The 24,762-nt window shown below is 50.4% G+C and carries 23 protein-coding genes; 12 read left to right on the top strand and 11 right to left on the bottom strand.

Annotation, left to right across the window (positions count from 1 at the left end; genetic code table 11):
• The first annotated feature begins 57 nt into the window (after positions 1–57).
• From GE278_18905 to GE278_18895, 3 genes are read left to right on the top strand one after another with little or no spacing between them, the layout of a single operon-like run.
• Positions 58–1,794: a BamA/TamA family outer membrane protein gene (locus GE278_18905; GenBank protein QLK62698.1), complete on the top strand. Its 1,737-nt coding sequence runs from the start codon at positions 58–60 to the stop codon at positions 1,792–1,794.
• Positions 1,791–5,606, top strand: a complete 3,816-nt coding sequence (locus tag GE278_18900) for a translocation and assembly module TamB (GenBank protein QLK62697.1) — start codon at positions 1,791–1,793, stop codon at positions 5,604–5,606. Before GE278_18905 ends, GE278_18900 begins: the two co-directional genes overlap by 4 nt.
• A 31-nt stretch (positions 5,607–5,637) precedes the next feature.
• The gene (locus GE278_18895; GenBank protein QLK62696.1) at positions 5,638–5,985 is read left to right on the top strand and encodes a gamma-glutamylcyclotransferase; all 348 of its coding nucleotides are present in this window, start codon (positions 5,638–5,640) and stop codon (positions 5,983–5,985) included.
• 123 nt (positions 5,986–6,108) lie between these two features.
• On the opposite strand, the gene GE278_18890 is transcribed toward GE278_18895, so the two are convergent.
• Entirely contained in the window at positions 6,109–6,639 is a 531-nt protein-coding gene (locus GE278_18890; GenBank protein ID QLK62695.1) for an inorganic diphosphatase, read from the bottom strand.
• Positions 6,640–6,955: 316 nt separating this feature from the next.
• On the opposite strand from GE278_18890, the gene GE278_18885 reads away from it, so the two are divergent.
• A complete protein-coding gene (locus GE278_18885; GenBank protein ID QLK62694.1) occupies positions 6,956–8,527 on the top strand; it encodes a HAMP domain-containing protein in 1,572 nt (523 codons plus the stop codon).
• Between the two features lie 124 nt (positions 8,528–8,651).
• Here GE278_18885 and GE278_18880 read toward each other — a convergent pair whose 3' ends face one another.
• A complete protein-coding gene (locus tag GE278_18880; GenBank protein QLK62693.1) occupies positions 8,652–9,656 on the bottom strand; it encodes a class 1 fructose-bisphosphatase in 1,005 nt (334 codons plus the stop codon).
• Positions 9,657–9,823: 167 nt separating this feature from the next.
• Here GE278_18880 and mpl point away from each other — a divergent pair, with 167 nt between their 5' ends.
• Positions 9,824–11,209 (top strand): UDP-N-acetylmuramate:L-alanyl-gamma-D-glutamyl-meso-diaminopimelate ligase, encoded by a 1,386-nt coding sequence (gene mpl, locus GE278_18875; protein QLK62692.1) that lies wholly within the window; start codon positions 9,824–9,826, stop codon positions 11,207–11,209.
• Between the two features lie 292 nt (positions 11,210–11,501).
• Here mpl and yhcN (GE278_18870) read toward each other — a convergent pair whose 3' ends face one another.
• From yhcN (GE278_18870) to argR, 3 genes are all read right to left on the bottom strand, one after another.
• Positions 11,502–11,765, bottom strand: a complete 264-nt coding sequence (gene yhcN / locus GE278_18870) for a peroxide/acid stress response protein YhcN (GenBank protein QLK62691.1) — start codon at positions 11,763–11,765, stop codon at positions 11,502–11,504.
• Between the two features lie 193 nt (positions 11,766–11,958).
• Positions 11,959–12,222, bottom strand: coding sequence for a peroxide/acid stress response protein YhcN (gene yhcN, locus GE278_18865; GenBank protein QLK62690.1), 264 nt, complete (start codon positions 12,220–12,222; stop codon positions 11,959–11,961).
• A 482-nt stretch (positions 12,223–12,704) separates the two neighbouring features.
• Positions 12,705–13,175 carry a transcriptional regulator ArgR gene (gene argR / locus GE278_18860; GenBank protein ID QLK62689.1) on the bottom strand — a complete coding sequence of 157 codons (471 nt, stop codon included), beginning with the start codon at positions 13,173–13,175 and terminating at the stop codon, positions 12,705–12,707.
• A 463-nt stretch (positions 13,176–13,638) separates the two neighbouring features.
• On the opposite strand from argR, the gene mdh reads away from it, so the two are divergent.
• Positions 13,639–14,577, top strand: coding sequence for a malate dehydrogenase (gene mdh / locus GE278_18855; GenBank protein ID QLK62688.1), 939 nt, complete (start codon positions 13,639–13,641; stop codon positions 14,575–14,577).
• 59 nt (positions 14,578–14,636) lie between these two features.
• On the opposite strand, the gene GE278_18850 is transcribed toward mdh, so the two are convergent.
• Entirely contained in the window at positions 14,637–14,909 is a 273-nt protein-coding gene (locus GE278_18850) for a transcriptional regulator (GenBank protein QLK62687.1), read from the bottom strand.
• A gap of 688 nt (positions 14,910–15,597) precedes the next feature.
• Here GE278_18850 and GE278_18845 point away from each other — a divergent pair.
• The gene (locus GE278_18845) at positions 15,598–15,951 is read left to right on the top strand and encodes a putative DNA-binding transcriptional regulator (protein ID QLK62686.1); all 354 of its coding nucleotides are present in this window, start codon (positions 15,598–15,600) and stop codon (positions 15,949–15,951) included.
• Between the two features lie 58 nt (positions 15,952–16,009).
• On the opposite strand, the gene ispB is transcribed toward GE278_18845, so the two are convergent.
• Complete coding sequence (ispB, locus tag GE278_18840; GenBank protein QLK62685.1) at positions 16,010–16,981, bottom strand: octaprenyl diphosphate synthase; 972 nt, start codon at positions 16,979–16,981, stop codon at positions 16,010–16,012.
• 259 nt (positions 16,982–17,240) lie between these two features.
• On the opposite strand from ispB, the gene rplU reads away from it, so the two are divergent.
• The 4 genes from rplU to cgtA all read left to right on the top strand — a co-directional run bounded on the left by rplU (position 17,241) and on the right by cgtA (position 20,076).
• Positions 17,241–17,552, top strand: coding sequence for a 50S ribosomal protein L21 (rplU, locus tag GE278_18835; protein QLK62684.1), 312 nt, complete (start codon positions 17,241–17,243; stop codon positions 17,550–17,552).
• Between the two features lie 18 nt (positions 17,553–17,570).
• Positions 17,571–17,828, top strand: a complete 258-nt coding sequence (gene rpmA / locus GE278_18830; protein ID QLK62683.1) for a 50S ribosomal protein L27 — start codon at positions 17,571–17,573, stop codon at positions 17,826–17,828.
• Positions 17,829–17,913: 85 nt separating this feature from the next.
• A complete protein-coding gene (locus GE278_18825) occupies positions 17,914–18,870 on the top strand; it encodes an EamA family transporter (GenBank protein ID QLK62682.1) in 957 nt (318 codons plus the stop codon).
• Between the two features lie 33 nt (positions 18,871–18,903).
• The gene (gene cgtA, locus GE278_18820; protein ID QLK62681.1) at positions 18,904–20,076 is read left to right on the top strand and encodes an Obg family GTPase CgtA; all 1,173 of its coding nucleotides are present in this window, start codon (positions 18,904–18,906) and stop codon (positions 20,074–20,076) included.
• Positions 20,077–20,130: 54 nt separating this feature from the next.
• Here cgtA and pmrB read toward each other — a convergent pair whose 3' ends face one another.
• From pmrB to dacB, 3 genes are read right to left on the bottom strand one after another with little or no spacing between them, the layout of a single operon-like run.
• Positions 20,131–21,234, bottom strand: coding sequence for a two-component system sensor histidine kinase PmrB (gene pmrB / locus GE278_18815; protein QLK62680.1), 1,104 nt, complete (start codon positions 21,232–21,234; stop codon positions 20,131–20,133).
• Entirely contained in the window at positions 21,231–21,893 is a 663-nt protein-coding gene (gene pmrA, locus GE278_18810; protein QLK62679.1) for a two-component system response regulator PmrA, read from the bottom strand. Before pmrA ends, pmrB begins: the two co-directional genes overlap by 4 nt.
• Positions 21,894–21,913: 20 nt before the next feature.
• Positions 21,914–23,347, bottom strand: coding sequence for a serine-type D-Ala-D-Ala carboxypeptidase (gene dacB / locus GE278_18805; protein ID QLK62678.1), 1,434 nt, complete (start codon positions 23,345–23,347; stop codon positions 21,914–21,916).
• A gap of 281 nt (positions 23,348–23,628) precedes the next feature.
• On the opposite strand from dacB, the gene greA reads away from it, so the two are divergent.
• The gene (greA, locus tag GE278_18800) at positions 23,629–24,105 is read left to right on the top strand and encodes a transcription elongation factor GreA (protein ID QLK62677.1); all 477 of its coding nucleotides are present in this window, start codon (positions 23,629–23,631) and stop codon (positions 24,103–24,105) included.
• A gap of 181 nt (positions 24,106–24,286) precedes the next feature.
• On the opposite strand, the gene yhbY is transcribed toward greA, so the two are convergent.
• Positions 24,287–24,583, bottom strand: a complete 297-nt coding sequence (yhbY, locus tag GE278_18795; GenBank protein ID QLK62676.1) for a ribosome assembly RNA-binding protein YhbY — start codon at positions 24,581–24,583, stop codon at positions 24,287–24,289.
• Between the last annotated feature and the right edge of the window lie 179 nt (positions 24,584–24,762).

Here is a 24,762-nt window from a genome sequence, read left to right as displayed (position 1 = left end):
TTTTTTCCGGCGGGCATCTGAAATTTTAACAGGACAGCAAAATTAGCAGGAGTGCGTGTGCCACGATATCGTGAACTGGGTTTGTTATGTGTACTGCTCGCCCCCTCACTTTCCATGGCAGCGAAAGTACGTTTGCAGCTGGAAGGCCTGGATGGCGATTTGGAAAAAAACGTTCGCGTGCGTTTGTCTTCTATCGAAAGCGATGAAGTCGGGGCGAATGGTCGGTTTCGTGCGCGCGTCAGTGCCGCGATTGAGCAAGGTCTGCGGCCGCTGGGCTATTATTCCCCGACAATTGATTTTGACTACCGTGAGACGCCCCCACCGGGACGTCCGGTACTGATTGCAAAAGTGACGCCGGGTACACCGGTCAAAATCGCCGGAACGACGGTGGTGATCACCGGGCAGGCAGATAAAGATAACGAATTCGAAAAACTGAAAGAAACTCAGGTCCCCGCCGTGGGCACCATTCTCAACCACGGAACCTACGAACACTTTAAAAGTTCCCTTACTGGTGTGGCACTGCGCAAAGGGTACTTCGACGCTAACATGCTGAAAAGCCAGCTGGGTGTCATCGAAGATGAACACAAAGCGTTCTGGGATATTCAGTTTGATAGCGGACAGCGTTACCGCTTTGGCGACGTGCATTATCAGGGCTCGCAGATCCGGGATGATTATCTGCAAAATCTGGTGCCGTTCCACAAAGGTGATTATTACACCTCTGCGCAGCTGGCTGAGCTGAACCGTCGCCTGTCTGCGACGGGCTGGTTCAACTCCGTAGTGGTCTCACCTGATTTTACCGATGCTAAAGTCAGTAAAACGTTGCCGCTGAATGCGCTGGTTTCGCCGCGCACCGAAAACACAATCGAAACCGGTGTCGGATATTCCACAGATATTGGCCCGCGCGTCACGGCCAACTGGAAAAAACCGTGGGTCAACGATCGTGGCCACAGCTTTGAAACCTCGACCACGCTTTCGGGGCCGGAACAGTCTTTAGATCTGAGCTATAAAATCCCGCTGCTGAAATCCCCTCTCGAACAATATTATCTGGTGCAGGGCGGTTTCAAACGCGAAGACCTCAACGATACCAATTCAGATTCCACCACCGTCAATCTGGCGCGCTATTGGGATCTCTCCAGCGGCTGGCAACACGCGGTGAATTTGCGCTGGAGCCTTGACCACTTTACGCAGGGCAGCGTCACTAACACCACGATGCTGCTTTATCCGGGCGTCAGCCTCAACCGTACACGTCAGCGTGGCGGCCTGATGCCGACCTGGGGGGATTCTCAGCGTTACTCTCTGGATGTCTCCGATACGACCTGGGGCTCAGACGTTGATTTTGCCGTGGTTCAGGCGCAGAACGTATGGATCCGCACGCTTGAAGACAAACACCGGTTTGTTATGCGCGGTAACATTGGCTGGATCGAAACCAACGATTTCGAACGTGTGCCGCCGTCCTTACGCTTCTTCGCCGGTGGTGACCGCAGTATTCGCGGCTACAAATACAAATCCATTTCTCCACGCGACGATGAAGGCAAACTCACCGGTGCGTCGTATCTGGGCACCGGCTCGCTGGAATATCAGTACAACGTCACCGGAAAATGGTGGGGCGCTGTGTTCGTCGATTCCGGCGAAGCGGTGAATGACATCACGAAAAACGATTTCAAAACCGGCGCGGGTGTAGGGGTGCGCTGGGCTTCACCGATCGGCCCGGTGAAACTGGATGTCGCCGCACCTGTTGGCGATAAAGATGAGCATGGATTGCAGTTTTACATCGGTTTGGGTCCGGAATTATGAGTTTATTTAAGAAAGTCTGTCTGGGGTTTTTGATCTTCCTGATGCTGTTAATTGGCCTGGTGGCCTTTCTGGTCGGAACGCAAACTGGCCTGCATCTGATGATCAACGGCGCTAACCGCTTTGTACCGGGGCTGAATATTGCCAGCACCGAAGGCGGATGGCGCGATCTGACGCTCAAAGGCGTGCATTACGAAATGCCGGGCGTAGATGTCAAAGCCGGAGAGTTTCATCTCTCCCTCGATTTCTCCTGCCTGAAAAACAGCGCGCTGTGCGTAAATGCGCTGCGGGTCAAAGACGTCAACGTGGTGGTGAACACCAAAGAAATGACGCCCGCGCAGCCGCAACCAGAACCCGAAAACAGCGAGCCGCTGACTAATCTCAGCACGCCTTACCCAATCACGTTACGCGTCCTGACGCTGGAAAACATCAATGTCACGCTGGACGATCGCGCGATTTCTCTGGCGTCTTTCCGCACCGGCGCCCATTGGGAAGGCCGCGCCATCCAGTTGATGCCAACCCAGATCGGCGGATTACTGATCGCTCTGCCGAAAACCCCGGTCAACCCGTTACCGGATGTGGTGCAGGCCGCGCAGGATAAAGCAGTGGAGAAAGCCACCGGCAAACCGGCCGAACCTGTTGCCGTGGTGCCGGAAAAGCCGCTGGGTGAAACGTTGCAGGAATTGTTCGCCAAACCGCTGCTGCCTGAGTTACCGGATTACCGTCTGCCGGTTGATCTGGATATTCAGCAAATTACCGCTGAAAATCTGCGGCTGACCGGTGATACCGACGTACTTATCACCCGATTCGAACTAAAAGCCAGTACTCAGGATCAGATTGTTAAGCTCGATAAATTGATGATCCGTTCGCCGCAGGGCTCGCTGGACGGGATAGGGCAGGCGACGCTGAATCAAAACTGGCCGGTGGACATGACCATCAATACCGCCGTGAACGTCGATCCGGTAAAAGGTGAAAAGATCAAACTGAAGGTCGCGGGCGGTCTGCGCGACAAACTGAACGTCGGTCTTAATCTTTCCGGCCCGGTGCGTGCACAACTTGCCTTGCAAACTCAGCTGGCTGAGGCTGGTTTGCCTGTCGACCTCAGGCTCACCAGTGACGCCTTGCAGTGGCCGCTGGTCGGTACGCCGCAGTATCAGGTCAAAGGCTTTAAGCTGAACTTCAGCGGTAAAGCGACGGATTACGCGCTGTCACTGCGCGCCGATTTTAAAGGTGATCAGATCCCGCCAGCCACGTTGACGCTGGACGGTAAGGGTAACGTGGAGCAATTCAGGCTGACGCTGTTGCGGCTGGCGGCGCTGGAGGGAAATACCGACCTGACCGGCGTGGTGGATTGGAGCAAAGCCATTAGCTGGAACAGTGAACTGAAGCTGACCGGTATTAACACTGCCAAACAATGGCCGGACTGGCCTGCAAAGTTGCAGGGCAAAATCGCCACGCGCGGCAGCCTCTACGGTGGCACCTGGCAGGTACAAGTACCGGTACTGGAGCTGAACGGCAATGTTAAGCAAAATGCCGTCAAAGCGCAGGGCAATCTGCGCGGCAACAGTTACGGGCAGTGGGATATTCCTCAGCTGCATGTCGAACTGGGTCGCAATAATCTGGATGTGAAAGGCAAACTCAGCGATACCTGGGATCTGGACGCCAAAGTCGATGCACCGCATCTCGACGGCGCACTGCCAGGGCTGGGCGGAGTGGCGAAAGGGATGTTGCAACTGCGCGGTGACCTGAAAGCGCCGAAGCTACTGGCTGATCTGACGGCGACCGGTCTGAAATGGCAGGCACTGACTATCCGCCGTGTAGATGTGAAAGGTGACGTCAGTTCCACCGACCAGATTCAGGGCAATCTGGCGGTGCGCATTCAGCAACTTAAACAGGATGCGCTGGATATCACCGATATCAATCTGGAGGCCAAAGGCAACGAGAAGCAGCATCAGCTGACGCTCCGGGTCGATGGCAAACCGGTTTCGGGCCGTCTGGCGCTGAGCGGCAGTTTTGACCGCGCGACAGAAGAATGGAAAGGCACCGTCAACAATACGTTGTTCGATACGCCGGTCGGCGAATGGCGTCTTAACCGTTCTATCGCGCTGGATTATTTCAACAAAGAGCAACGTATCACCGTCGGCCCACATTGCTGGCAGAATCCAAATGCCAGTCTGTGCGTACCGAAAACCATTGATGCCGGTGCCAGCGGGCAGGCGAGCGTGGTGCTAAATCGCTTCGATCTGGCGATGATCAAACCCTTCCTGACCGATGACACGCAGCTCAGCGGTGTTTTCAGTGGGAAGGCTGACGTGAGCTGGAAAGCTGATGGCGGATTGCCGCAGGCCAGCGTTTCGCTCGTCGGTAAAGGTGTGAAGGTTCAGCAACTGGTGCAGGGAAGTCCGCTGCCGGTTGCGTTCGATACGCTGAACCTGAATGCCGGTCTGAACAATGGCCGCGCAACGCTCGACTGGCTGATTCGCATTGCCAACAACGGCCAGCTGGATGGCAATATTCAGATTGCCGATCCGCAGGGTAAACGCACTCTCGGCGGTAACGTCAATATCACCCGCATCTCGATGGCGCTGTTGCAACCGGCACTGATGGACGGCGAGAAAGTCTCTGGTATTCTCAACGCCAATCTGCGATTAGGCGGCGATGCGCAGAAACCGCAGGTATTCGGCAAACTGGCGCTGAGCGGCGTCGATTTCGACGGCCAGTTCATGCCATTTGATATTACCGACGCCAATATCAACATTAATTTCAACGGTATGTCATCGCTGATGGAAGGGGTGATCAAAACCGCGCACGGCCAGCTGGAGCTTAACGGTAACGCTGACTGGAGCGAGCTGAATGCCTGGCGCGCCCGGATTGCGGCGCGTGGCGATCGGGTACGTGTTTCCGTGCCGCCGATGGTGCGTCTGGACGTATCACCGGATCTGGTGTTCGATGCCACACCGCAGTTATTCTCGCTCAACGGCTCAGTCGATATCCCGTGGGCGCGTATTACGGTGCAGGAGTTGCCGGAAAGCGCAGTTGGCGTGTCGTCTGACGAAGTGATGCTTAACGACCAGCGTCAGCCGATCAAACCGGCCACGGCCTCGATCCCGATCAACAGCAATCTGATGGTGAATATCGGCAAAGATGTGCGTCTGGATGCGTTCGGCCTGAAAGCCCGTCTCGAAGGTGCGCTGAAAGTCGCACAGGACAGCCGCGGTCTCGGCCTGAACGGTCAGATCAACATTCCTTCTGGCCGTTTCCACGCGTACGGACAGGATCTGATCGTACGTAAAGGCCAGCTGTTATTCTCCGGCCCGGCGGACCAGCCACTGCTGAATCTGGAAGCGATCCGTAATCCGGATGCGACAGAAAATGACGTTGTGGCGGGTTTAAGGGTCACCGGCGAGGCCGATGCACCGAAACTTGAAATATTCTCGGATCCGGCGATGTCACAGCAAGAAGCCTTGTCCTACCTGCTTCGCGGGCAGGGATTAGACAATTCTGGCGGTGACAGCGGGGCAATGACCTCAGCACTTATCGGGTTGGGGGTTGCACAAAGTGGTAAACTTGTGGGTAAAATCGGCGAGGCGTTTGGTGTCAGCAATCTGGCACTGGATACTCAGGGCGTGGGAGACAGCTCCCAGGTGGTGGTCAGCGGCTATGTTTTACCCGGTTTACAGGTGAAATATGGCGTCGGGATTTTCGACTCACTGGCAACACTCACTTTACGCTATAGGTTGATGCCGAAGCTTTACCTGCAGGCGGTATCGGGCATCGATCAGGCATTGGATTTGCTCTATCAGTTTGAGTTCTAATTCATGTGACTTTTACTATACGAATATAAACATGCGAATAATTGTTTACGGTAGTCTGCGACGCAAGCAAGGCAACAGTCATTGGATGACGAACGCTCAATGGTTGGGTGACCATGAGCTGGAAGGATATGCGCTCTATAATCTGGGGCACTATCCTGCTGTGATTCCAGGGGAAGGAAAGGTCTACTGCGAAGTTTACCGCATAACCTCGTCTATCTTAGCCGAGCTGGATGAACTGAAGAGTAATACGAAAGATTATCGTCGCGAGCTGATTTCGACGCCGTACGGCAGCGCCTGGATTTATCTCTATATTCGCTCACTGGATGGTGTGCCGAGAATAGAAGGTGGGGACTGGGTGAAGCGTAACGACGCGGTGTAGTGAGTGATATGAGCAAGATCGTCGAAAAATAAACGTTGTGTATCAACGTATAATACATAAAAGAACACCGCCATCTGGCGGTGTTCTTTTTCGTACAGAGCAAGCAATGATTTACAGGATCAATTACTTGTTTTTAGCACGTTCGAATGAAGCGACGATCTCTTCTTTCGCGGCAGCAGCATCAGCCCAGCCGTCAACTTTCACCCATTTGCCTTTTTCCAGCGCTTTGTACTGCTCGAAGAAGTGGGTGATCTGGCCGCGCAGCAGCTCTGGCAAGTCGTTCACATCTTTGATGTGATCGTATTCTTTGCTCAGTTTGGTGTGCGGAACGGCAACCAGTTTCGCATCTTCGCCTGCTTCGTCGGTCATTTTCAACATACCAACCGGGCGGCAACGGATCACAGAACCCGGTTGCAGTGGATATGGCGTTGGCACCAGAACGTCAACCGGGTCGCCATCCAGAGACAGAGTGTGGTTGATGTAACCGTAGTTGCACGGGTAGAACATTGCTGTAGACATGAAACGGTCTACGAACAGTGCGCCGGTGTCTTTATCTACTTCGTATTTGATCGGATCAGCATTTGCCGGGATTTCGATAACAACGTAGATATCTTCTGGCATGTCTTTGCCAGCAGGTACATTCAGTAAGCTCATGGTTGGTTTCCTTAATTGAACCAGGAATAGAGTGCCGCACATTATAGCCAAGTCTCCCGTGAATTCCCGTCCTTTTCTCTGAATGTCGCATTCGTATTTTCCGGTACGACCTGCTGTTGCGTGGTCATAAAAACTGGCCTGCCGGCAGTAAAATTTACGTCTAAGCCCTTTCACCGTGTAACTGCCTGTTTTTGCTTTTCTTATCAAGAATTTCAGTCAATTGCCGATAACTCTATTCAAATAAAAGTCAGGCTGAACCTGACCCCTACCGCGATATGCATTTCTCCTTTTCACCTGAATCACTGGATAACACCGTATGTTGAATAAGCTGAGCGTAAAGGCCGGTCTGATCGGCCTGTTAGTGTTTATGACCCTGATTTTACTGCTGGTGAGCGTGCTGGGCGCCAATGCCATCAGGCAAAGTGCCACATCACTGCAAAAGATTAATCAGCTTCAGGGCGAGGAGTTAGGTTCGCTGGCTGACAGCTACAGTTACTCGTTACGTACCCGGGTCGCCAGCGGAGTAGCCGTTCGTCAGCTGGAAATCGGCATGATGGACGATGCAAAAGCGACAACCGATCGAATCGCGGGTTATATCAAACAGGCGGATGCCGAGTTGGCGAAATTCGTGAGCATCGAGGACGAGACCCCGCGCGGCAGAGATTTATCAGCCGCGGTGAAAAAAACCTACGATGCATACAAAGCCAATGGATTGATGCCTGTTCTTCAGGCTCTCCAGTCGCAAAGCGCTGACAGCTATTACGACGTGCTGGAAAACAAAATCACCCCGTACAGCAATGCCTACGACAAAGCGCTGACCGACTTCCGCGCCTATGCGGTGGATAACACCAATCAACGTATTGAGCAGGCGCGCGCGCAGGCACGTATTCAGCTGACCATTATCGCTGTGGCTTTCATCGTCGCTCTGACGATTGCGATACTGGCGTGGTTTGCGTTGCAGAAACTGATCATGCATCCGCTGACGTTTTCCATCGCTCAGTTGGAGTACATTGCCAAAGGCGATCTGACTCACGAAATTGACGATTCTCATAACAACGAGATGGGACGCCTGCTGAAAGCGATGAAACAAATGCAGGATTCACTGGTGCTGTCGGTGGGCCGCGTCCGCGATGCAGGAAATCAGATTGATGTCGGCTCCCGTGAGCTGGCGGCCGGAAATGTGCATCTTGCGCAGCGCACGGAAGAGTCCGCCGCTTCGCTCGAGGAAACTGCAGCGAGTATGGAACAGCTGACTTCCACGGTTCGCATGAACGCTGCAAACTCTGAACAGGCCAATCAGCTGGCGCAAAGCGTTTCATCTATCGCCGCCAAGGGCAGTCAGGTGGTCAATCAGGTGATGGACAAGATGCAGGGTATTACCGACAGTTCGAAGCGCATCGGCGACATTATCACAGTGATCGATGGCATTGCCTTCCAGACCAACATTCTGGCGCTGAACGCAGCGGTTGAAGCTGCGCGTGCCGGTGAACAAGGGCGAGGTTTTGCCGTCGTCGCAGGCGAAGTACGTAGTCTGGCGCAGCGCAGCGCGCAATCGGCCAAAGAGATTAAAGAGCTGATTGGGGATTCGGAAAGTCGGGTGTCGGAAGGTTCGAACATGGTGAAGTCTGCCGCTGCGACGATGCTCGAAATCTCCAGCGAAGTGACGCGCGTGACCAGTCTGATGCGTGAAATCTCTATCGCTACGACCGAGCAAACACACGGCATTGAGCAGGTGAATATCGCGATCACCCAGATGGATCAGGTCGCACAACAGAACGCCGCGTTAGTCGAGCAGGCGACGGCGGCAACGCGTTCTCTTGAGGAGCAGGCGCAGCTGCTGGCGGAAAGCATGGCAGTGTTTAAGCTCAACCGCGCTGAGCACGATTAAACGCGGAAGTGTGATTCTGTACGCAATAAAAAAGGTGGCTCATAAAGCCACCTTTTTACGTTGGGTCAACGCTAAGTTACAGAGGTATCACGTTCATTCTTTGATGTTTTTTGTAGGGCAAAGATTATTCATCAGGGAACTGTGCGATAAAGCGTTCTGCATCTTCCACCATTGAGCTGTTACCGACGAAGAACGGCGCGCGTTCATGCAGTTTCTGCGGAATGATATCCAGAATGCGGTTTTTGCCGTCGCTGGCTTTGCCACCGGCCTGTTCAGCCAGAAACGCCATCGGGTTGCATTCGTACAACAAACGGAGTTTGCCGTTCGGATGGGTTGCCGTGCTTGGGTAAATATAAATGCCGCCTTTCAGCAGGTTACGGTGGAAATCTGCTACCAGAGAACCGATGTAACGCGAGGTGTAAGGGCGCAGCGTGGCTTCGTCCTGCTCCTGACAATATTTGATGTATTTTTTTACGCCGAGCGGGAATTTGATGTAGTTGCCTTCGTTGATCGAGTACATGCTGCCGGTGGACGGGTAGCGGACTTTTTCATGGGAGAGGCAGAAGACACCGAGAGAAGGATCATAAGTAAAGGCATGAACGCCAACGCCGGTGGTGTAAACCAGCATTGTTGAAGAGCCGTAAACCACATACCCGGCGGCGACCTGACGGTTGCCCGGTTGCAGGAAATCGGCTTCGGTCACGGACTGGCCGAGTGGCGTGGTACGACGATAAATGGAAAAGATAGTACCGACGGAGACATTAACGTCGATATTTGAGGAACCATCGAGTGGATCCATCAAAATGACGTATTTTGCATTTTCAGCGCGTTCGCCCTCGAAAATGACAATTTCATCTTCTTCTTCAGACGCGATGCCTGCAATTTCGCCGCGCGCTTTCATGGCTGCTTTTAACTTCTCATTCGCATACAGATCAAGTTTCATCTGTACTTCGCCCTGAACATTTTCTGCGCCGCTGGTACCAAGAATATCAACCAGACCCGCTTTGTTGATGTCACGGTGAATGATTTTAGCGCCGAGTTTTATTGCTGAGAGCAAGGCGGTGAGCTCACCGGTTGCATGAGGAAAGTCTTGCTGTTTTTCAACAATAAATTCGCCTAACGTTTTCATAACACGTTCCCTGAATCTAGGATGGATAACGGTTCGTTAATAAAACCTTTACAAGAGCGTGGGCAGTTTAGCCCAAATATATGGATGAATCATAGGCAAATCCATTTCTTCTGGAGGATTCTGAGCGGTAGAATAGCGGCTGACTTAAAGGCATTAATGGAAAATATATGCGCATTCATATTCTTGGGATTTGCGGCACGTTTATGGGCGGGCTGGCGATGCTGGCTCGTGCTCAGGGGCATCAGGTTACTGGTTCGGACGACAACGTTTATCCACCGATGAGTACGCTGCTGGAAAATCAGGGTATTGAGCTGATTAAGGGTTACGATCCTGCACAGTTATATCCTCAGCCCGATCTGGTGATCATTGGCAACGCGATGACACGCGGTAACCCGTGTGTCGAAGCCGTACTGGAACAGGGCATCCCTTACGTATCCGGCCCGCAATGGCTGCACGACCACATTCTGCCGGGACGCTGGGTGATTGCCGTTGCCGGTACTCATGGCAAAACGACCACTGCTGGCATGGTGACGTGGATCCTCGAAGCCTGCGGCTACGAGCCGGGCTATGTTATTGGTGGTGTACCGGGCAACTTTGAGGTTTCTGCACGTCTGGGCAACAGCCCGTTTATGGTGCTGGAGGCGGATGAATACGATTGCGCCTTCTTTGATAAACGCTCTAAATTCGTTCATTATAGCCCGCGTACGTTGGTGCTCAACAACCTCGAGTTCGACCACGCCGATATTTTTGACGATCTGAAAGCCATCCAGAAACAGTTCCATCATTTGGTACGTCTGGTGCCGGGCAAAGGCAAAATCATCCTGCCGGAACACGATACACCGCTTAAACAGGTGATGGCGATGGGTTGCTGGAGCGAGCAGGAGTTTGTTGGTGAAACTGAAGCCTGTACATGGGATGCAAAAAAACTGACACCAGACGCCAGCTCTTTCAACGTCTATCTGAAAGGCGAGGTTGTCGGGGAAGTGAACTGGAATCTGGTCGGTGAACACAACATGCATAACGGGCTGATGGCAATTGCCGCGGCGCGCCATGTTGGGGTGAAACCGGAAGATGCCTGTAAAGCGCTGGGTGATTTTATCAACGCCCGCCGTCGCCTTGAACTTCGTGGCGTGGAAAACGGCGTCAGTGTATATGATGATTTCGCGCACCATCCGACCGCGATTCTGGCTACGCTCTCCGCATTGCGCAGCAAAGTGGGCGGAACGGCGCGTATTCTGGCCGTTCTTGAACCGCGTTCCAATACCATGAAGATGGGCATGAGCAAAAATGAACTTGCACCGTCGCTAGGCCGCGCTGATGAAGTTTTTCTGCTACAGCCGCAGCATATTCCGTGGCAGGTCGCTGAAGTGGCAGAACACTGCATTCAGCCTGCGCACTGGAGTGCCGATGTGGATTCTCTGGTGGATATGGTCATTAAGGCATCACTGCCGGGTGATCATATCCTGGTGATGAGCAACGGCGGTTTTGGTGGTATCCATGGAAAACTGCTGGCAGCACTGTCGGCAAAAGCCAGCGCCGCAGAACAGCAATAAGAGTCGATTCATCGAAATCAGAGCACAGCACTGGCTGTGCTTTTTTTTTCGTTTTTTAAGGTGAATGGCAGGCCAACAGGTAAAAAAAAGCTCCCAAAAAGATATGGGAGCCAAAGGGTGTCGTCGGACAGGACGACGAGGGTATCGTTAGCAAGAGAGCGCGGCAGTGGCAGTGTCAGCTCTCTTCCAGCCTCAACAGCGTCGTTTAGACGATCTGTGGCTGTTGAACCCGGTTACGCTAATTCAAGACACTCAAACAGTGGCTTTTGTTTCAGGGTAATACTCAGAAATCTTACTGGTAGATTTCTGCAGTCGCGTGATAAGCACCTTCGTTATGGGCTTCAATCACACGATAAGATTTTGCGCCTTTTGCATCGGCTTTATCAGACAGCTGCTGGCGGATATCTGTCGGTACACCGTCTACACCGCTGACGCTGATCACACCCATAGATTGCAGGTTTTCAGCTTGCTGGTTAGTCACCAGTTGTGCGGCAGACGCACCGAAAGAAACAGCAGACAACAGACTAAGCGCGGCGAGAGTAGTGATGATTTTCATGATAATTTCCTGATTTTACTGACGTTGATGCAATCTGAGACTGCAACGTCGGTTCATATGTAGATCTATCAGGGCTGTTTTACTGTGGTTCAGGGCGCGGTAAGCGTTCGGGAACGTAAAGCTGGCAGTGATAAATCCGTCTTATGCACGGGCCCGATTCATTCAGGCCCCTTCGCTCGGTCTACCGGGTGACTTATTGGTAGATTTCGGCGGTTGCGTGATAGTTACCTTCCTGACGCACTTCAATAACGCGGAAAGCTTTAGCGCCTTTTGCATCAGCCTTGTCAGACAGTGCCTGACGGATATCAGAAGGTGCACCGGCTACGCCGCTGACGCTGATCATCCCTTTTGCCTGCAAATTAGCAGCCTGATCCTGAGTAACAGGTTGTGCTGCAAAAGCACCAAATGACAGAGCAGAGAGAATGCTTAATGTTGCGATTGTAGTTTTAACGTTCATGATTTGACCTCGTCGAATTTATTATGTGTTCCAACAACTGGTGTCTTACACCACGGAAATGAGTATACATCTAGTCACTATAAATATTAATAGTTTGCTAATAGTTATTTTGGTGGTTATGTGTCCCCTATTGGTGTTTTTAATAACTAAAAGTAATAAAAAATGTCTATAAAATGTCCTTTTGGTGTTAATATCCCGCAAAATCAATAAATTGAGTGAATTTGATTATCTGTGCTCATTTTTGTGGTGAATCACACCATTGAAATATTTATGTGACGGAAATGGGCGTGTTGTGACGAGAGTTAACAGAATCGTGCTGATGAAGGATGTCGTGATTTCCCAGAGAAGGGAGGTTTCTGTAGGGCTGGTGGGATTTAACCATTATGAAACAGGGGTAAAGTGACTGGCATGAGGTCAGAAATACTGTTCTTCTGACCCCCGGCACAGAATGGGAGCAAGCGGCCTTGTACTATAACGGCGACTTATAACTCCTGTTCAAACAAACTCAGAATGGCGTCGTGCAGCTGTTTCACGCTAAAACCGCGCGCCGGGGTGGTGAAAATTGTGTCATCACCCGCGATAGTGCCAAGGATGCCTTCTGATTTACCCAGCGAATCAAGCAAACGCGCGATCAGCTGTGCAGCACCGGGGCTGGTGCGGATAACCACAACGGCTTCATTGTAGTCGATATCCAGTACCAGATTCTTTAGCGGGCTGGTGGTGGTGGGTACACCTATCTCGGCTGGCAGGCAGTACACCATTTCCATTTTTGCGTTGCGCGTACGCACCGCACCGAATTTGGTCAGCATCCGTGAGACTTTGGACTGATTGATGTTTTCGAATCCTTCCTCCTGGAGTGCGACGACTATTTCGCCCTGAGAGCTGAATTTCTCTTCCTTCAACAATGCTTTGAAGGCTTTGATTAAATCTTCCTGTTTAGCAGGATTACGCATTTTGCACCCTGGTCTCTTGATCATCGTTAAGCTGATTATGCAGATAATTGCATTTTTATGCAACATGCCATGCGGAGGTAAATCGCTGATTTACCATTCTGCAAGGAATTTGACAGATGTCGCATCAAGATTTTTTCATGAATATGCACAAAAATGTGCATTGCAGGTGGTTAATTCGATAGTGTCAATGAATCTGAGGACTTCGATTCAGCTCACACAATGAACCAAATTTAACCATTTATTAACCTGACAGGTTTTGGGATGCTACTTTTAAGGGAAGCTTTCCGATAAAAAGTCATAAAAGACCGGATAAAGGCCGTTTAACAGTATTTTTTTACTTTCTAAACGACCCATCTCAGATTCTCTGCAGGTGAGCGATTGTTTTTAACAGCGTAAGTGATTAAGGTCACAACCAAAATAATCCCACGACACTTATAAGTTAATGATAAAAAAGGAGTATAGGATGAAAGTTGCAGTTCTCGGTGCTGCGGGTGGTATCGGTCAGGCCCTCGCACTTCTGCTTAAGACCCAGCTACCTTCCGGTTCCGAACTCTCATTATATGATATCGCACCGGTGACGCCGGGCGTTGCTGTCGATCTCAGTCACATTCCAACTGCGGTAAAAATCAAAGGCTTCTGTGGAGAAGATGCCACGCCAGCGCTGGAAGGTGCGGATATTGTCCTGATTTCAGCGGGTGTGGCGCGAAAACCAGGGATGGATCGTTCCGATCTGTTCAACGTTAATGCGGGTATCGTCCGTAATCTTATTCAACAAGTTGCGAAAACCTGCCCGAAAGCCTGCATCGGCATTATTACCAATCCGGTCAACACTACGGTCGCCATCGCGGCGGAAGTGCTCAAGAATGCCGGTGTGTACGATAAAAACAAACTCTTTGGTATCACCACGCTGGATGCTATCCGTTCTAATACTTTCGTTGCGGAACTGAAAGGCAAGCAGCCAGATGAGATTGAAGTGCCAGTGATCGGAGGACATTCCGGTGTGACTATCCTTCCGCTGCTTTCTCAGATTTCTGGTGTGACGTTCAGCGACGAAGAAATCACCTCTCTCACTAAGCGTATTCAGAATGCAGGTACCGAAGTTGTCGAAGCAAAAGCCGGTGGCGGATCTGCAACGCTGTCGATGGGGCAGGCCGCTGCGCGTTTCGGACTTTCATTGCTGCGCGCCATGCAGGGCGAAAGTAACGTTGTAGAATGTGCGTATGTGGAAGGGAAGGGTGAACATACCCGGTTCTTCGCGCAGCCTGTTTTGCTGGGAAAGAATGGAATTGAGCAGTTGCTGGATGTCGGCAAACTGAGTGCGTTTGAGCAGCAATCGCTTGAATCTATGCTGGATATCCTGCGAAAAGATATTGAGCTCGGTGAACAGTTTATCAATAACTGATGCCGCCTCTTTATAACCGCCGGTGTAACCCGGCGGTTATAAATTATACCCGGCGTGATTTAGTCACGAGAAGCATTAGGTGTACGACAACGACGTTCGATGATTTGAAAAGTCTTCGCGTCAAAATAGCGGCTTGGCCAGATAATTGAAGGATGGAGTCCAAGCGCACTTGCAATGAGTAGTTCCCCTTTTGGCCACGGCCGTGATAGCGCGTTTGATAAGGTTGAAGAACTTAAGCCTGCCGAGCGTGATACCGCCGCCAGCGTGGTTCCTTTCTTTCTTAGCGCAGCAATGATATCGGCCTGATGCCAGTCTTCGTTCCTTGTGTTCATGATGGCTTCCTTATTTGTTCAAATGTAGTTTTCGAATGTATTTTATTTAAATATATATTCTGCGGTTGTTTTTTTCAGATGTACTCATTCAAATGAATGTTTCCGAAAAACCCGCATTGCTTTCATTTAGAAAATACCTTCTTATTCTGATTAAAACAAACAAGTAAATTCGTGTTGCTTTTTGTGATTAGCGTCTATTTTTATGATGTATTACGTGCAAGTTTGAAATGACGTAAATTGGATAAGTTATTCTATCGTGTGTTTTTTGATCTTTATCATCCATTGCCACAATGGATAGGGCTTATCAATAAATAATTTTCTATGTTTTTATAAAGAAAATCTGTTTTATTTTGAGCGTAAATAATTCTACTTATTGTTTTTTAATGCTTTATTTTATTTTCCTCCCTTTTTCTTTCGACTTGAGTACGTTTGTTTCTAAAAAGAGGGTATTACGCCATTCATACGGCTTTTGATAAAGAAAATTCATGGAAACTTTTTAAGTCAGCAGTAGACTCATTTCGAAAAATTGAATATCTTCTTTCCGTTAAATAGACGTTTTCCTTAAAAGCCGGCGTTAAAGTCATCTCTAAAATAAACACCGGAGGTTTCAGGAAAGTATCGGCATTATTCTCATGGATTTATAACAGAAACTTTCTTAGAGATTTATATAAGAAATACAAGGATCGTTATGAAAAAAGAGTGGTTCGCAGCAAAGGAATTAACCGGTAAAGAAGGGCTCCCAACTTCGACACAAGGCGTGCATGGAATGGCGCGCAGGTTATGCTGGATTAAAAGGAGAAGACGCGGTGTACAAGGGCGTGCGGTGGAATATCACATAGATAGCCTGCCCGGTAATACGATCGCCAGTCTGGCAATGAACGAGCATACCGCGGAGTATGTCTATACCTCGCATCAGGATCCTCTGGCAATCTGGATTGAAAGCTACAAGCAATTGAGAGAGCCAGAACGTGAAACGATGATCGCGTTTATTGTAAGAGAAGGCGTTTCAGAAGTGATAAACAGGTTGCGCAAGCCTGACTAAAACTAGCGTTGAAAACTGTCGTACCTGCACGATAAGTGCCAGGTACGACAGATAAACATCAGAAGTCGCGTTTCACTGAAAGATGCGCCAGGCCTTCAAGTGCCGAGCGATAGACAGACTCTGGCAACACCTGAAGTGCCTTTATGGCCTTGTCAGCTTCTTCTTCGGCCCGCTTACGGGTGTATTCCAGGGAGCCCCATTGGTGCATGGCTGACAATACAGGTTCCAGTAAATGGCGCCCATTACCTTGTTCGATAGCATTACGAATCATGGCCGATTGTTCTTTATCACCATGTTGCATCGCATGCAAAAGCGGTAATGTCGGTTTACCTTCATCAAGGTCATCGCCGGTATTTTTACCCAGTGTTTCGCCGTCAGCATCATAATCGAGCAAATCGTCAATCAGCTGGAATGCAGTGCCCAGGTAACGGCCGTAATCCTGCAAAGCAAGGATCTGTTCCTGAGTTCCACCAGCCAGCATGGCAGAAGACTGAGAGGCAGCTTCAAACAGACGCGCTGTTTTGCTGTAGATAACCTGCATGTAGCTGTCTTCAGTGATGTCAGGGTCGTTGCAGTTAATCAGCTGCTGCACTTCGCCCTCTGCAATCACATTCACCGCTTTAGCCATCAGGGCCAGAACCGGCAACGACTCCAAATCGGTCATCATCTGGAATGCACGGGTATAGATAAAATCGCCGACCAGAACGCTTGCGGCATTACCAAAAGCGGCGTTGGCTGTTGCTTTACCCCGGCGCATATCCGATTCATCGACAACGTCATCGTGCAATAACGTGGCGGTATGGATAAACTCAATCAGTGCAGCGACTTTGATGTGCTTGTCGCCTTCGTAAGAGAGCGCTCTGGCCGCCAGTACTGCAATCATTGGACGGATGCGTTTACCGCCACCGCTGATGATGTAATATCCCAGTTGATTAATGAGTGAAACTTCGGAGTTCAACTGTTCAAGGATGGATGCGTTGACCGCAGCCATGTCGTCCTGAGTAAGATCGATAATCTGTTCTAGGTTCATTGTGTTTTTTCGGCTGTTGTTCTCTTCACCGCAATGAGATCTGGCTCACATTGGCACATGGCGCTAACTGTAAAGGGGATTGTACTTGAAAAACAGTGTAGATAAATGATAACGAAAGAACTGCGCTTTTTTTCTTCTTTTGTGGTCATTGTGCTCTTGTCTTACTCTGATTTTTTGCGTAGAATTCGCGCCCTATTGTGAATATTTATAGCGCCCTCTGAACTATACAAAGTTGAGTGCGCGGAAAGCGGAGTTTTATATGTACGCGGTTTTCCAAAGTGGTGGTAAACAACACCGTGTCAGCGAAGGGCAGACTATCCGCCTTGAGAAGCTTGACATCGCAACTGGCGAAACGATCGAGTTTGATCAAGTTCTGATGATTGCAAACGGTGAAGAAATTAATATCGGCCTGCCATTAGTTGCTGGCGGTATCGTTAAAGCTGAAATCGTTGCTCACGGTCGTGGCGTTAAAGTCAAAATCGTTAAGTTTCGTCGTCGTAAGCACTATCGTAAGCAGCAGGGCCACCGTCAGTGGTTCACTGACGTTAAAATCACCGGCATCAGCGCTTAAGACTAGGAGAGCGGAACAATGGCACACAAAAAGGCTGGCGGCTCCACACGCAACGGTCGCGATTCAGAAGCTAAACGTCTGGGCGTAAAACGCTTTGGCGGCGAAGCAGTACTGGCAGGCAGCATCATCGTTCGTCAGCGCGGCACCAAATTCCACGCTGGTATCAACGTGGGTTGCGGCAAGGACCATACTCTGTTTGCTTTGGCTGACGGTAAAGTCAAGTTCGAAGTTAAAGGCCCGAAAAACCGTAAGTACATCAGCATCGACGCTGAATAAGTTTTTCTCGTCTTAGTAAATAGATGTAAGCCCCGCAACTCGTTGCGGGGCTTTTTACATTCTGGTTGGCCCAATCTGGCGGAATATGGACAGTAAATCGCAGGCACCTGTTGGGATTATGTTAGCGCTGATCACTGCCATGAGTTGGGGCTCTTTGCCTATTGCCATGAAGCAGGTATTAGTGGCAATGGATCCCTTCACAGTGGTCTGGTATCGGTTTTCGATGGCAGCAATTGTGCTGGGCTGTATTCTTGCTGCAAAGCGCCGTTTGCCACCCAGAATGATTTTCAGTCGGCCTCGCTGGTTGATTTTAGTATTGATCGCGACCTGCGGATTGATGGGGAACTTTGTTCTTTTTAGTTCTTCACTGCAATTCTTAAGTCCAACGGCTTCTCAGGTAATCGGTCAGCTTTCGCCAGTCGGCATGATGCTGGCCAGTGTGATTCTCCTGAAAGAAAGGATGCGGATCACGCAGGTGATTGGGGCCGCTATGTTGATCTGCGGGTTGATCTTGTTTTTCAATACCAGCCTGATTGAGATATTTACTCGTCTGACGGATTACACACTCGGTGTGTTATTTGGCGTCGGGGCAGCAACAGTTTGGGTGATCTACGGCGTGGCGCAAAAGGTTCTCTTGCGGCAACTGGCCTCACCGCAAATCCTGTTTTTGCTGTACACTTTATGTTCTATCGCATTGCTCCCGCTGGCCAGTCCGGCGATGCTCTCACAGCTCAGCGGCTGGCAGTTTGCCTGTTTGTTGTTTTGCGGCGCGAATACCTTAGTAGGATATGGTGCCTTAGCGGAAGCGATGGCGAGATGGCAGGCATCGCAGGTCAGTGCATTAGTGACGCTGACCCCATTGTTTACCCTGCTATTTTCAGATCTGTTAGCACTTGCCTGGCCAGGCTATTTCGCCGCACCAGTGCTCAATTTTGTAGGTTATCTTGGGGCATTTGTGGTGGTGGCGGGTGCAATGTTTTCCGCAGCGGGCCATCGTTGGTGGCCTCGTCGGACAGAGCAAAACCTGGTAGCTAAACTCTAGCTGCCCGGCGAATGATTTACGGAGACGGTACAAATGAAGTTTGTTGATGAAGCCACAATTTTAGTCGTGGCAGGTGACGGTGGTAACGGCTGTGTAAGCTTCCGCCGTGAGAAATACATTCCACGTGGCGGCCCTGATGGCGGCGACGGTGGCGACGGCGGTGACGTTTTCCTGCTGGCTGATGAAAACCTGAATACCCTGATCGATTTCCGCTTTGTGAAATCATACCGTGCTGAGCGCGGTACGAACGGTCAGAGCAGCGACTGTACGGGTAAACGTGGTAAAGATATCACTATCAAAGTGCCAGTCGGTACTCGTGTGCTGGATCAGGCTACCGGTGAAGTGCTGGCTGATATGACCAAACACGGCCAGATCAATATGGTCGCGAAAGGCGGATTCCACGGTCTCGGCAATACCCGTTTTAAATCTTCGGTTAACCGTTCCCCACGCCAGAAAACCATGGGTACCAAAGGCGAAGAGCGTGATATCGCCCTTGAGCTGATGCTTCTTGCGGACGTGGGTATGCTGGGTCTGCCAAATGCGGGTAAATCTACTTTCATCCGTGCAGTTTCCGCCGCGAAACCAAAAGTCGCTGACTATCCGTTTACGACCCTGGTGCCAAGCCTCGGCGTTGTGCGAATGGACAGCGAGCAGAGCTTCGTCATCGCCGATATTCCTGGTCTGATTGAAGGCGCGTCCGAAGGCGCTGGTTTAGGAATTCGCTTCCTGAAACACCTTGAACGTTGCCGCGTGTTATTGCACCTGATCGATATTGCGCCGATCGATGAATCAGATCCGATCGAAAATGCGAAAGTCATCATCAACGAGTTGCAGCAATACAACGCCAAACTGGCTGAAAAGCCTCGCTGGCTGGTGTTCAACAAAGTTGATTTGATCGAAAAAGAAGAAGCAGAAACGCGTGCGAAAGCCATTGCCGAGGCGCTGGGTTGGGAAGGTAATTACTACCTGATCTCCGCAGCAAACCGTGAAGGCGTGAATGCTCTGTGCTGGGATGTGATGAAGTTCATCAACGAAAATCCTAAACACATGGCAATCGAACAAGCAGCACCAGAGAAAGTCGAATTCATGTGGGATGACTATCACCGTGAACAACTCGCTGAAGTGGAAGCCGAAGCTGATGACGACTGGGATGATGACTGGGATGAAGACGACGACGAAGGCGTTGAAATCATTTACGAACGTTAATCCGGCGTGAGTATGCGTTGATATAATCTGAAAGGCTGCCAGTGGCAGCCTTTTTTAATACATATTTTTTGTGGTGCTAGCCGACAGCGATAGCGCATTTTCCAGAATCACATCAGGCAGCCAGCATTGTGCACTCAACCCGTTGGCAGAAGAACGGTTGCGCAGCGTCAGTGTTCCGCAGTGCAACTGAGCAATGCGGATGACGATGTTTAAACCCAGCCCACTTCCGCCATAGCGTTGATCCATGCGTTTAAATGCCTGAGTCAATTCACAGGCCTTGGTCTCATCGATCCCCGGGCCTTCATCATCTATTTGTATCAGGAAGCCGTTATTCTGCTGCTGAACCGTAAGGGTGATTTCGCTGCCCGAAGGACCGTAGCGGTAAGCATTTTCCACTAAGTTTCTGACCATCAAACGGAGCAGCACGGCGTCGCCCTGCAGTGTGGCGCGTTCGGGGAGCTTCAACGCCAGCCTCTGCTGGCGATCTTCCAGCATTTCGCAAAATTCCTCCCGTAGCGGTTCGATAACGTTCGATACCAGATCCACCTGCTGATACTCGCCTTTGGCAAAGTTCTGTCCGGCGCGCGACAGCATCAGTAATTGCTCAATAGTATGCATCAGCTGATCGATGCGACCTATCAGCGTATCACTGCCAGACACCCCATTTTTGTGCATGATCTCAAGATGTAAACGTACCCCCGCAAGCGGAGTTCGCAGTTCATGCGCAGCATCGGCGGTGAATAATCGCTCCTGTTGAATCGTATTAGACAGGCGTAAGAACAGCTGATTGAGGGCGTTAGTGACGGCCACTACTTCACGAATTTCACTGTTCAGCGGCAAAGGGGAAAGATTATCAGCGGAGCGTGTTTCCAGACGTTTTTGCAACTGATTTAGCGGACGGATAATCCAGCTTATCGCCCAGAAAGACAGTACCAGCGTAATGGTCATCATCAGCAAAGAAGGAGCGATCAGCGAGGCGATCGCTTCGGCAATTTCTTTCTCGACGTGCGCATTACGCACTTTGGCGGAAAGCGTGTCATTCACCAGTAGGTTAATTTGCTCCTGACTTTCATGCCAAAGCCAAAAAACGCTGGTGAGTTGCGTGACGAAAAGAATCAGAGCCAACATAACCATCAGACGGCGGCGCATACTGGTCATGGCATCATCTCCAGGCGGTAACCAATGCCACGAACCGTACGGATCAACTCTTTACCCAGTTTCCGACGCAGGTTATGGACGTGAACTTCCAGCGTATTGGAGCCCAAATCATCCTGCCAGGTGTAGAGATCTTGCTGAAGCAATTCGCGGTTAACTGTTTGTCCGGCGCGCATCATCAGGCGGGTCAGAATCGCGAACTCTTTGGGTGTGACCTCAACCTGCGCGTCACCCAGATAGGTTTGCTGCGATGAGAGATTAATTCGCAGATTGCCGACAGAGATTTCATTATCGCTTTGCCCCTGGTACCGGCGGATGAGCGCGCGGACGCGGGCTTGTAACTCGGCTAAGGCGAAAGGTTTTATCAGGTAATCATCAGCCCCGGCATCCAGACCATCCACGCGATCCTCAAGTGCATCGCGGGCGGTAAGGATCAGGACGGGAAGCGAGATTCTCTGACGTCGCCATTGGCGCAGAAGTGTTGCGCCATCTTTATCTGGTAACCCCAAATCAAGGATGACCAGACTGTATTGACTGGTCTGGATAAGGCTTTGCGCCTCAGCGGCAGTAGATGCGCAGTCACAAACGTAATTATCGCTGGTTAAGGCCAGCGATAATCCCTGCCGTAAAAGTTCATCATCTTCAACTATCAGCAGTTTCATCGTCTGGCACTTCTCCGTGATTAATTATTTTGGTAGATATCCTTGTAAAGCCGGCTTTCAAAACGCACAAGCGGCGCGCGACGTGTTCGCTGGTCTTCAGGTGGTACCGCGTATCCTGAGAGGAATTGAACAAATGCCATGCGTTGCCCGCTGGCCGTCGTGATAAAGCCTGCCAGGTTATATACGCCAGACAATGAGCCGGTTTTCGCTGACACTTTACCATCGACACCTGCTTCATGCAGGCCACCGCGGTATTGCAACGTGCCGTCATGGCCTGCCAGCGGTAGCATTGAGATGAAATCTAAGTCTTTATCGTTCTGAGCGATATATTGCAGCACCTGCATCATCGTTGCGGGTGACAGCAAATCGTGGCGGGATAAACCTGAGCCATCCACCTGAATTGAGTTGCCTAAATCGACACCCGCCTTCTGACGCAGAATCTGACGCACAGCGTCAGAACCTGCACGCCATGTTCCCGGTACACCGAAACGCTGATGCCCAATGGTGCGGAAAACAGTGTCCGCAATCATGTTGTCGGATTTCTTCAACATGATTCGCAGCAAATCGTGCAAGGGCGCTGATTGCGTTTGTGCCAGAACTGTTCCAGCAGGGGTCTGCTGAGTCTGGCGCTTTAATGTGCCATCAATCTGAATATCGGCCTGTAAAAGCTCATCTTTCAGAATCGCACCGGCATAGCTGGCACCATCCTGAATGGCAAATGCCAGGGGCAGAGGTTCGCTACGTTGGGTCAGACAGCCCGTCAATGTATAACGATTGAATTCACCCGGTACGACATCAAGCTCACAATATTGTGCATCTGGAGAGCCTTTAGCCAGTGTACGCACTTCACTGAACATATGAACCGGGTAATAGGAGGCCACGCGGATAAACGCGTTCTCATCGGGTTTAGGGGCGCTGTAAAGGGAAACAGAGAAACAGTTACGATCGACAATGGCAGCGGCGGGAGGCGCACTGAAGCATTGAGTGATGTCATTCCACGGCCAGCCGGGGGCTTTGTCATGGCTGGCGAACACGGATGTATTCACCACCACATTGCCGCTGATCTCTTTGATGCCCTGTTTTTTGAGCACCGCGACCATATTGCGAATATTCTGACGCTTTAGTGTCGGATCACCGGAAAAACGAGCGACCAGATCCCCTTTAAGGACACCGCCGGAAACAGAGCCCGGGGTTTCCAACGTGGTGGTGAACCTGAAATCGGGACCTAATTGAAGTAAAGCTGCCAAAGCGGTCAGAATCTTCATTGTACTGGCTGGCAGTGCCATCTGGGAACCGTGATAATCGATGGCGGGTGCAGGCGCGCCAATTTTCTGTACCAGCACAGCCAGATTCGTGCCGTCCGGCAGATATTCTGTGTAATTTTCAATCTGGGCCGCATTTGCATTGAGCACAAACGCGCATGCTAATCCACTGACAATTCGTATAAAACGCATTATTTTGAGTAAGGCTCTGGGTAACAACAGGATAATGTGGTGCCATACTACGATGCTACGAACCAAGGCGCAACGTGGCTGAAAGTAAACAATGATCCTCAGTGAACTCTACGTTAAAATACGTATCATAATGCAAAATGAATCCTGGCCTGGTGGCAACTCCGGGTGAGTTTTTTTTGTTTTTCGCCAGAGCGAGTGAGTCAAAAGATCTGGCTTAATTTCTTACCTGATTCAATCAGGACGGTGTTTACCGAAAGGACCAAGTTAGAGGTAATGAATATATGAAACCGATTCCGATGACGTTGCGTGGCGCTGAAAGATTACGTGAAGAGCTGGATCATCTGAAGGGCGTGCGTCGTCCCAAAATTATTGCCGATATTGCCACTGCACGTGAGCACGGCGATTTGAAAGAAAATGCTGAATACCACGCAGCCCGCGAACAGCAAGGTTTTTGCGAAGGACGTATTCAGGAGATCGAAGCCAAGCTCTCAAACGCCCAGGTGATCGATGTGACAAAAATGCCGGCTACGGGCCGTGTGATTTTTGGCGCCACTGTCAAACTGATGAATCTGGATAGTGAAGAAGAGCAGACTTACCGCATCGTGGGTGACGACGAAGCAGACTTTAAGCAAAATTTGATTTCTGTAAACTCACCGATTGCACGTGGATTGATCGGCAAAGAGCAGGATGATGTGGTGGTAATTAACACACCAGGCGGCGATGTTGAGTTTGAAGTGCTGAAGGTCGAGTACCTCTAAAAATCCGCATTAAAAAGGGCGAAACGTGACGTTTCGCCCTATAAATCACCCATTCATGAAGTGGATTGCTTCACATTAAATTGAAAACTAACGTAAAAAGGCCGGTTATAGCCTTTTCCTGAACGTGATTTCGTGGCACCTTTCCGAAAATCTAAAGCGTTTTTCGTTAAACTCTGACGAATTAACGCGGTAAGATAATTTTGCGGTCTTCGGTAGAAGGGCGATAAAGTACCAGCATATTGCCGATAACTTGCACATTACACGCCTTGGTTTCACGCACGATAGCGTCTACGATCAAAGCCTTCGTTTCGCGTTCTTCTGCCGCGACTTTAATCTTGATCAGTTCGTGATGCGCCAGCGCCTGTTCGATTTCGGCGAGCACGCCTTCTGTCAGGCCGTTGTTACCCAGCATGACAACCGGTTTCAGTGGATGTGCCAAGCCTTTCAGGTACTGTTTTTGTTTATTGTTAAGATTCATCGTCTTTTTTGCTTAAGTTGGGATTGAAAACGGGTCATTCTACCGCCATCTCATGTATATCACCAACCCGGACTGCTTTGGGCGGTGATTTATACTGACTTAGCCATAGACGTCATGACGCTAACAGCTTGTTCCAAAAGCTCTAACACAGGGTAGTTGGAAAACTATATGGTTACTAA

This window comes from Enterobacteriaceae bacterium Kacie_13 (assembly GCA_013457415.1).
Taxonomy (GTDB): Bacteria; Pseudomonadota; Gammaproteobacteria; order Enterobacterales; family Enterobacteriaceae; genus Rahnella.
The sequence above is the reverse complement of the archived record's forward strand: the minus strand, read 5'-3'. Positions and strand labels throughout refer to the sequence as shown.

Coding starts and splice junctions, on each gene's coding strand:
- greA (QLK62677.1), top strand. CDS start 23,629: ATGAAACCGATTCCGATGACGTTGCGTGGCGCTGAAAGATTACGTGAA.
- cgtA (QLK62681.1), top strand. CDS start 18,904: ATGAAGTTTGTTGATGAAGCCACAATTTTAGTCGTGGCAGGTGACGGT.
- rplU (QLK62684.1), top strand. CDS start 17,241: ATGTACGCGGTTTTCCAAAGTGGTGGTAAACAACACCGTGTCAGCGAA.
- GE278_18890 (QLK62695.1), bottom strand. CDS start 6,639: ATGAGCTTACTGAATGTACCTGCTGGCAAAGACATGCCAGAAGATATC.
- yhcN (QLK62690.1), bottom strand. CDS start 12,222: ATGAACGTTAAAACTACAATCGCAACATTAAGCATTCTCTCTGCTCTG.
- argR (QLK62689.1), bottom strand. CDS start 13,175: ATGCGTAATCCTGCTAAACAGGAAGATTTAATCAAAGCCTTCAAAGCA.
- mpl (QLK62692.1), top strand. CDS start 9,824: ATGCGCATTCATATTCTTGGGATTTGCGGCACGTTTATGGGCGGGCTG.
- pmrA (QLK62679.1), bottom strand. CDS start 21,893: ATGAAACTGCTGATAGTTGAAGATGATGAACTTTTACGGCAGGGATTA.
- GE278_18895 (QLK62696.1), top strand. CDS start 5,638: ATGCGAATAATTGTTTACGGTAGTCTGCGACGCAAGCAAGGCAACAGT.
- GE278_18845 (QLK62686.1), top strand. CDS start 15,598: ATGAAAAAAGAGTGGTTCGCAGCAAAGGAATTAACCGGTAAAGAAGGG.
- GE278_18900 (QLK62697.1), top strand. CDS start 1,791: ATGAGTTTATTTAAGAAAGTCTGTCTGGGGTTTTTGATCTTCCTGATG.
- yhcN (QLK62691.1), bottom strand. CDS start 11,765: ATGAAAATCATCACTACTCTCGCCGCGCTTAGTCTGTTGTCTGCTGTT.
- GE278_18885 (QLK62694.1), top strand. CDS start 6,956: ATGTTGAATAAGCTGAGCGTAAAGGCCGGTCTGATCGGCCTGTTAGTG.
- mdh (QLK62688.1), top strand. CDS start 13,639: ATGAAAGTTGCAGTTCTCGGTGCTGCGGGTGGTATCGGTCAGGCCCTC.
- rpmA (QLK62683.1), top strand. CDS start 17,571: ATGGCACACAAAAAGGCTGGCGGCTCCACACGCAACGGTCGCGATTCA.
- GE278_18825 (QLK62682.1), top strand. CDS start 17,914: ATGGACAGTAAATCGCAGGCACCTGTTGGGATTATGTTAGCGCTGATC.
- dacB (QLK62678.1), bottom strand. CDS start 23,347: ATGCGTTTTATACGAATTGTCAGTGGATTAGCATGCGCGTTTGTGCTC.
- GE278_18850 (QLK62687.1), bottom strand. CDS start 14,909: ATGAACACAAGGAACGAAGACTGGCATCAGGCCGATATCATTGCTGCG.
- yhbY (QLK62676.1), bottom strand. CDS start 24,583: ATGAATCTTAACAATAAACAAAAACAGTACCTGAAAGGCTTGGCACAT.
- GE278_18880 (QLK62693.1), bottom strand. CDS start 9,656: ATGAAAACGTTAGGCGAATTTATTGTTGAAAAACAGCAAGACTTTCCT.
- ispB (QLK62685.1), bottom strand. CDS start 16,981: ATGAACCTAGAACAGATTATCGATCTTACTCAGGACGACATGGCTGCG.
- pmrB (QLK62680.1), bottom strand. CDS start 21,234: ATGACCAGTATGCGCCGCCGTCTGATGGTTATGTTGGCTCTGATTCTT.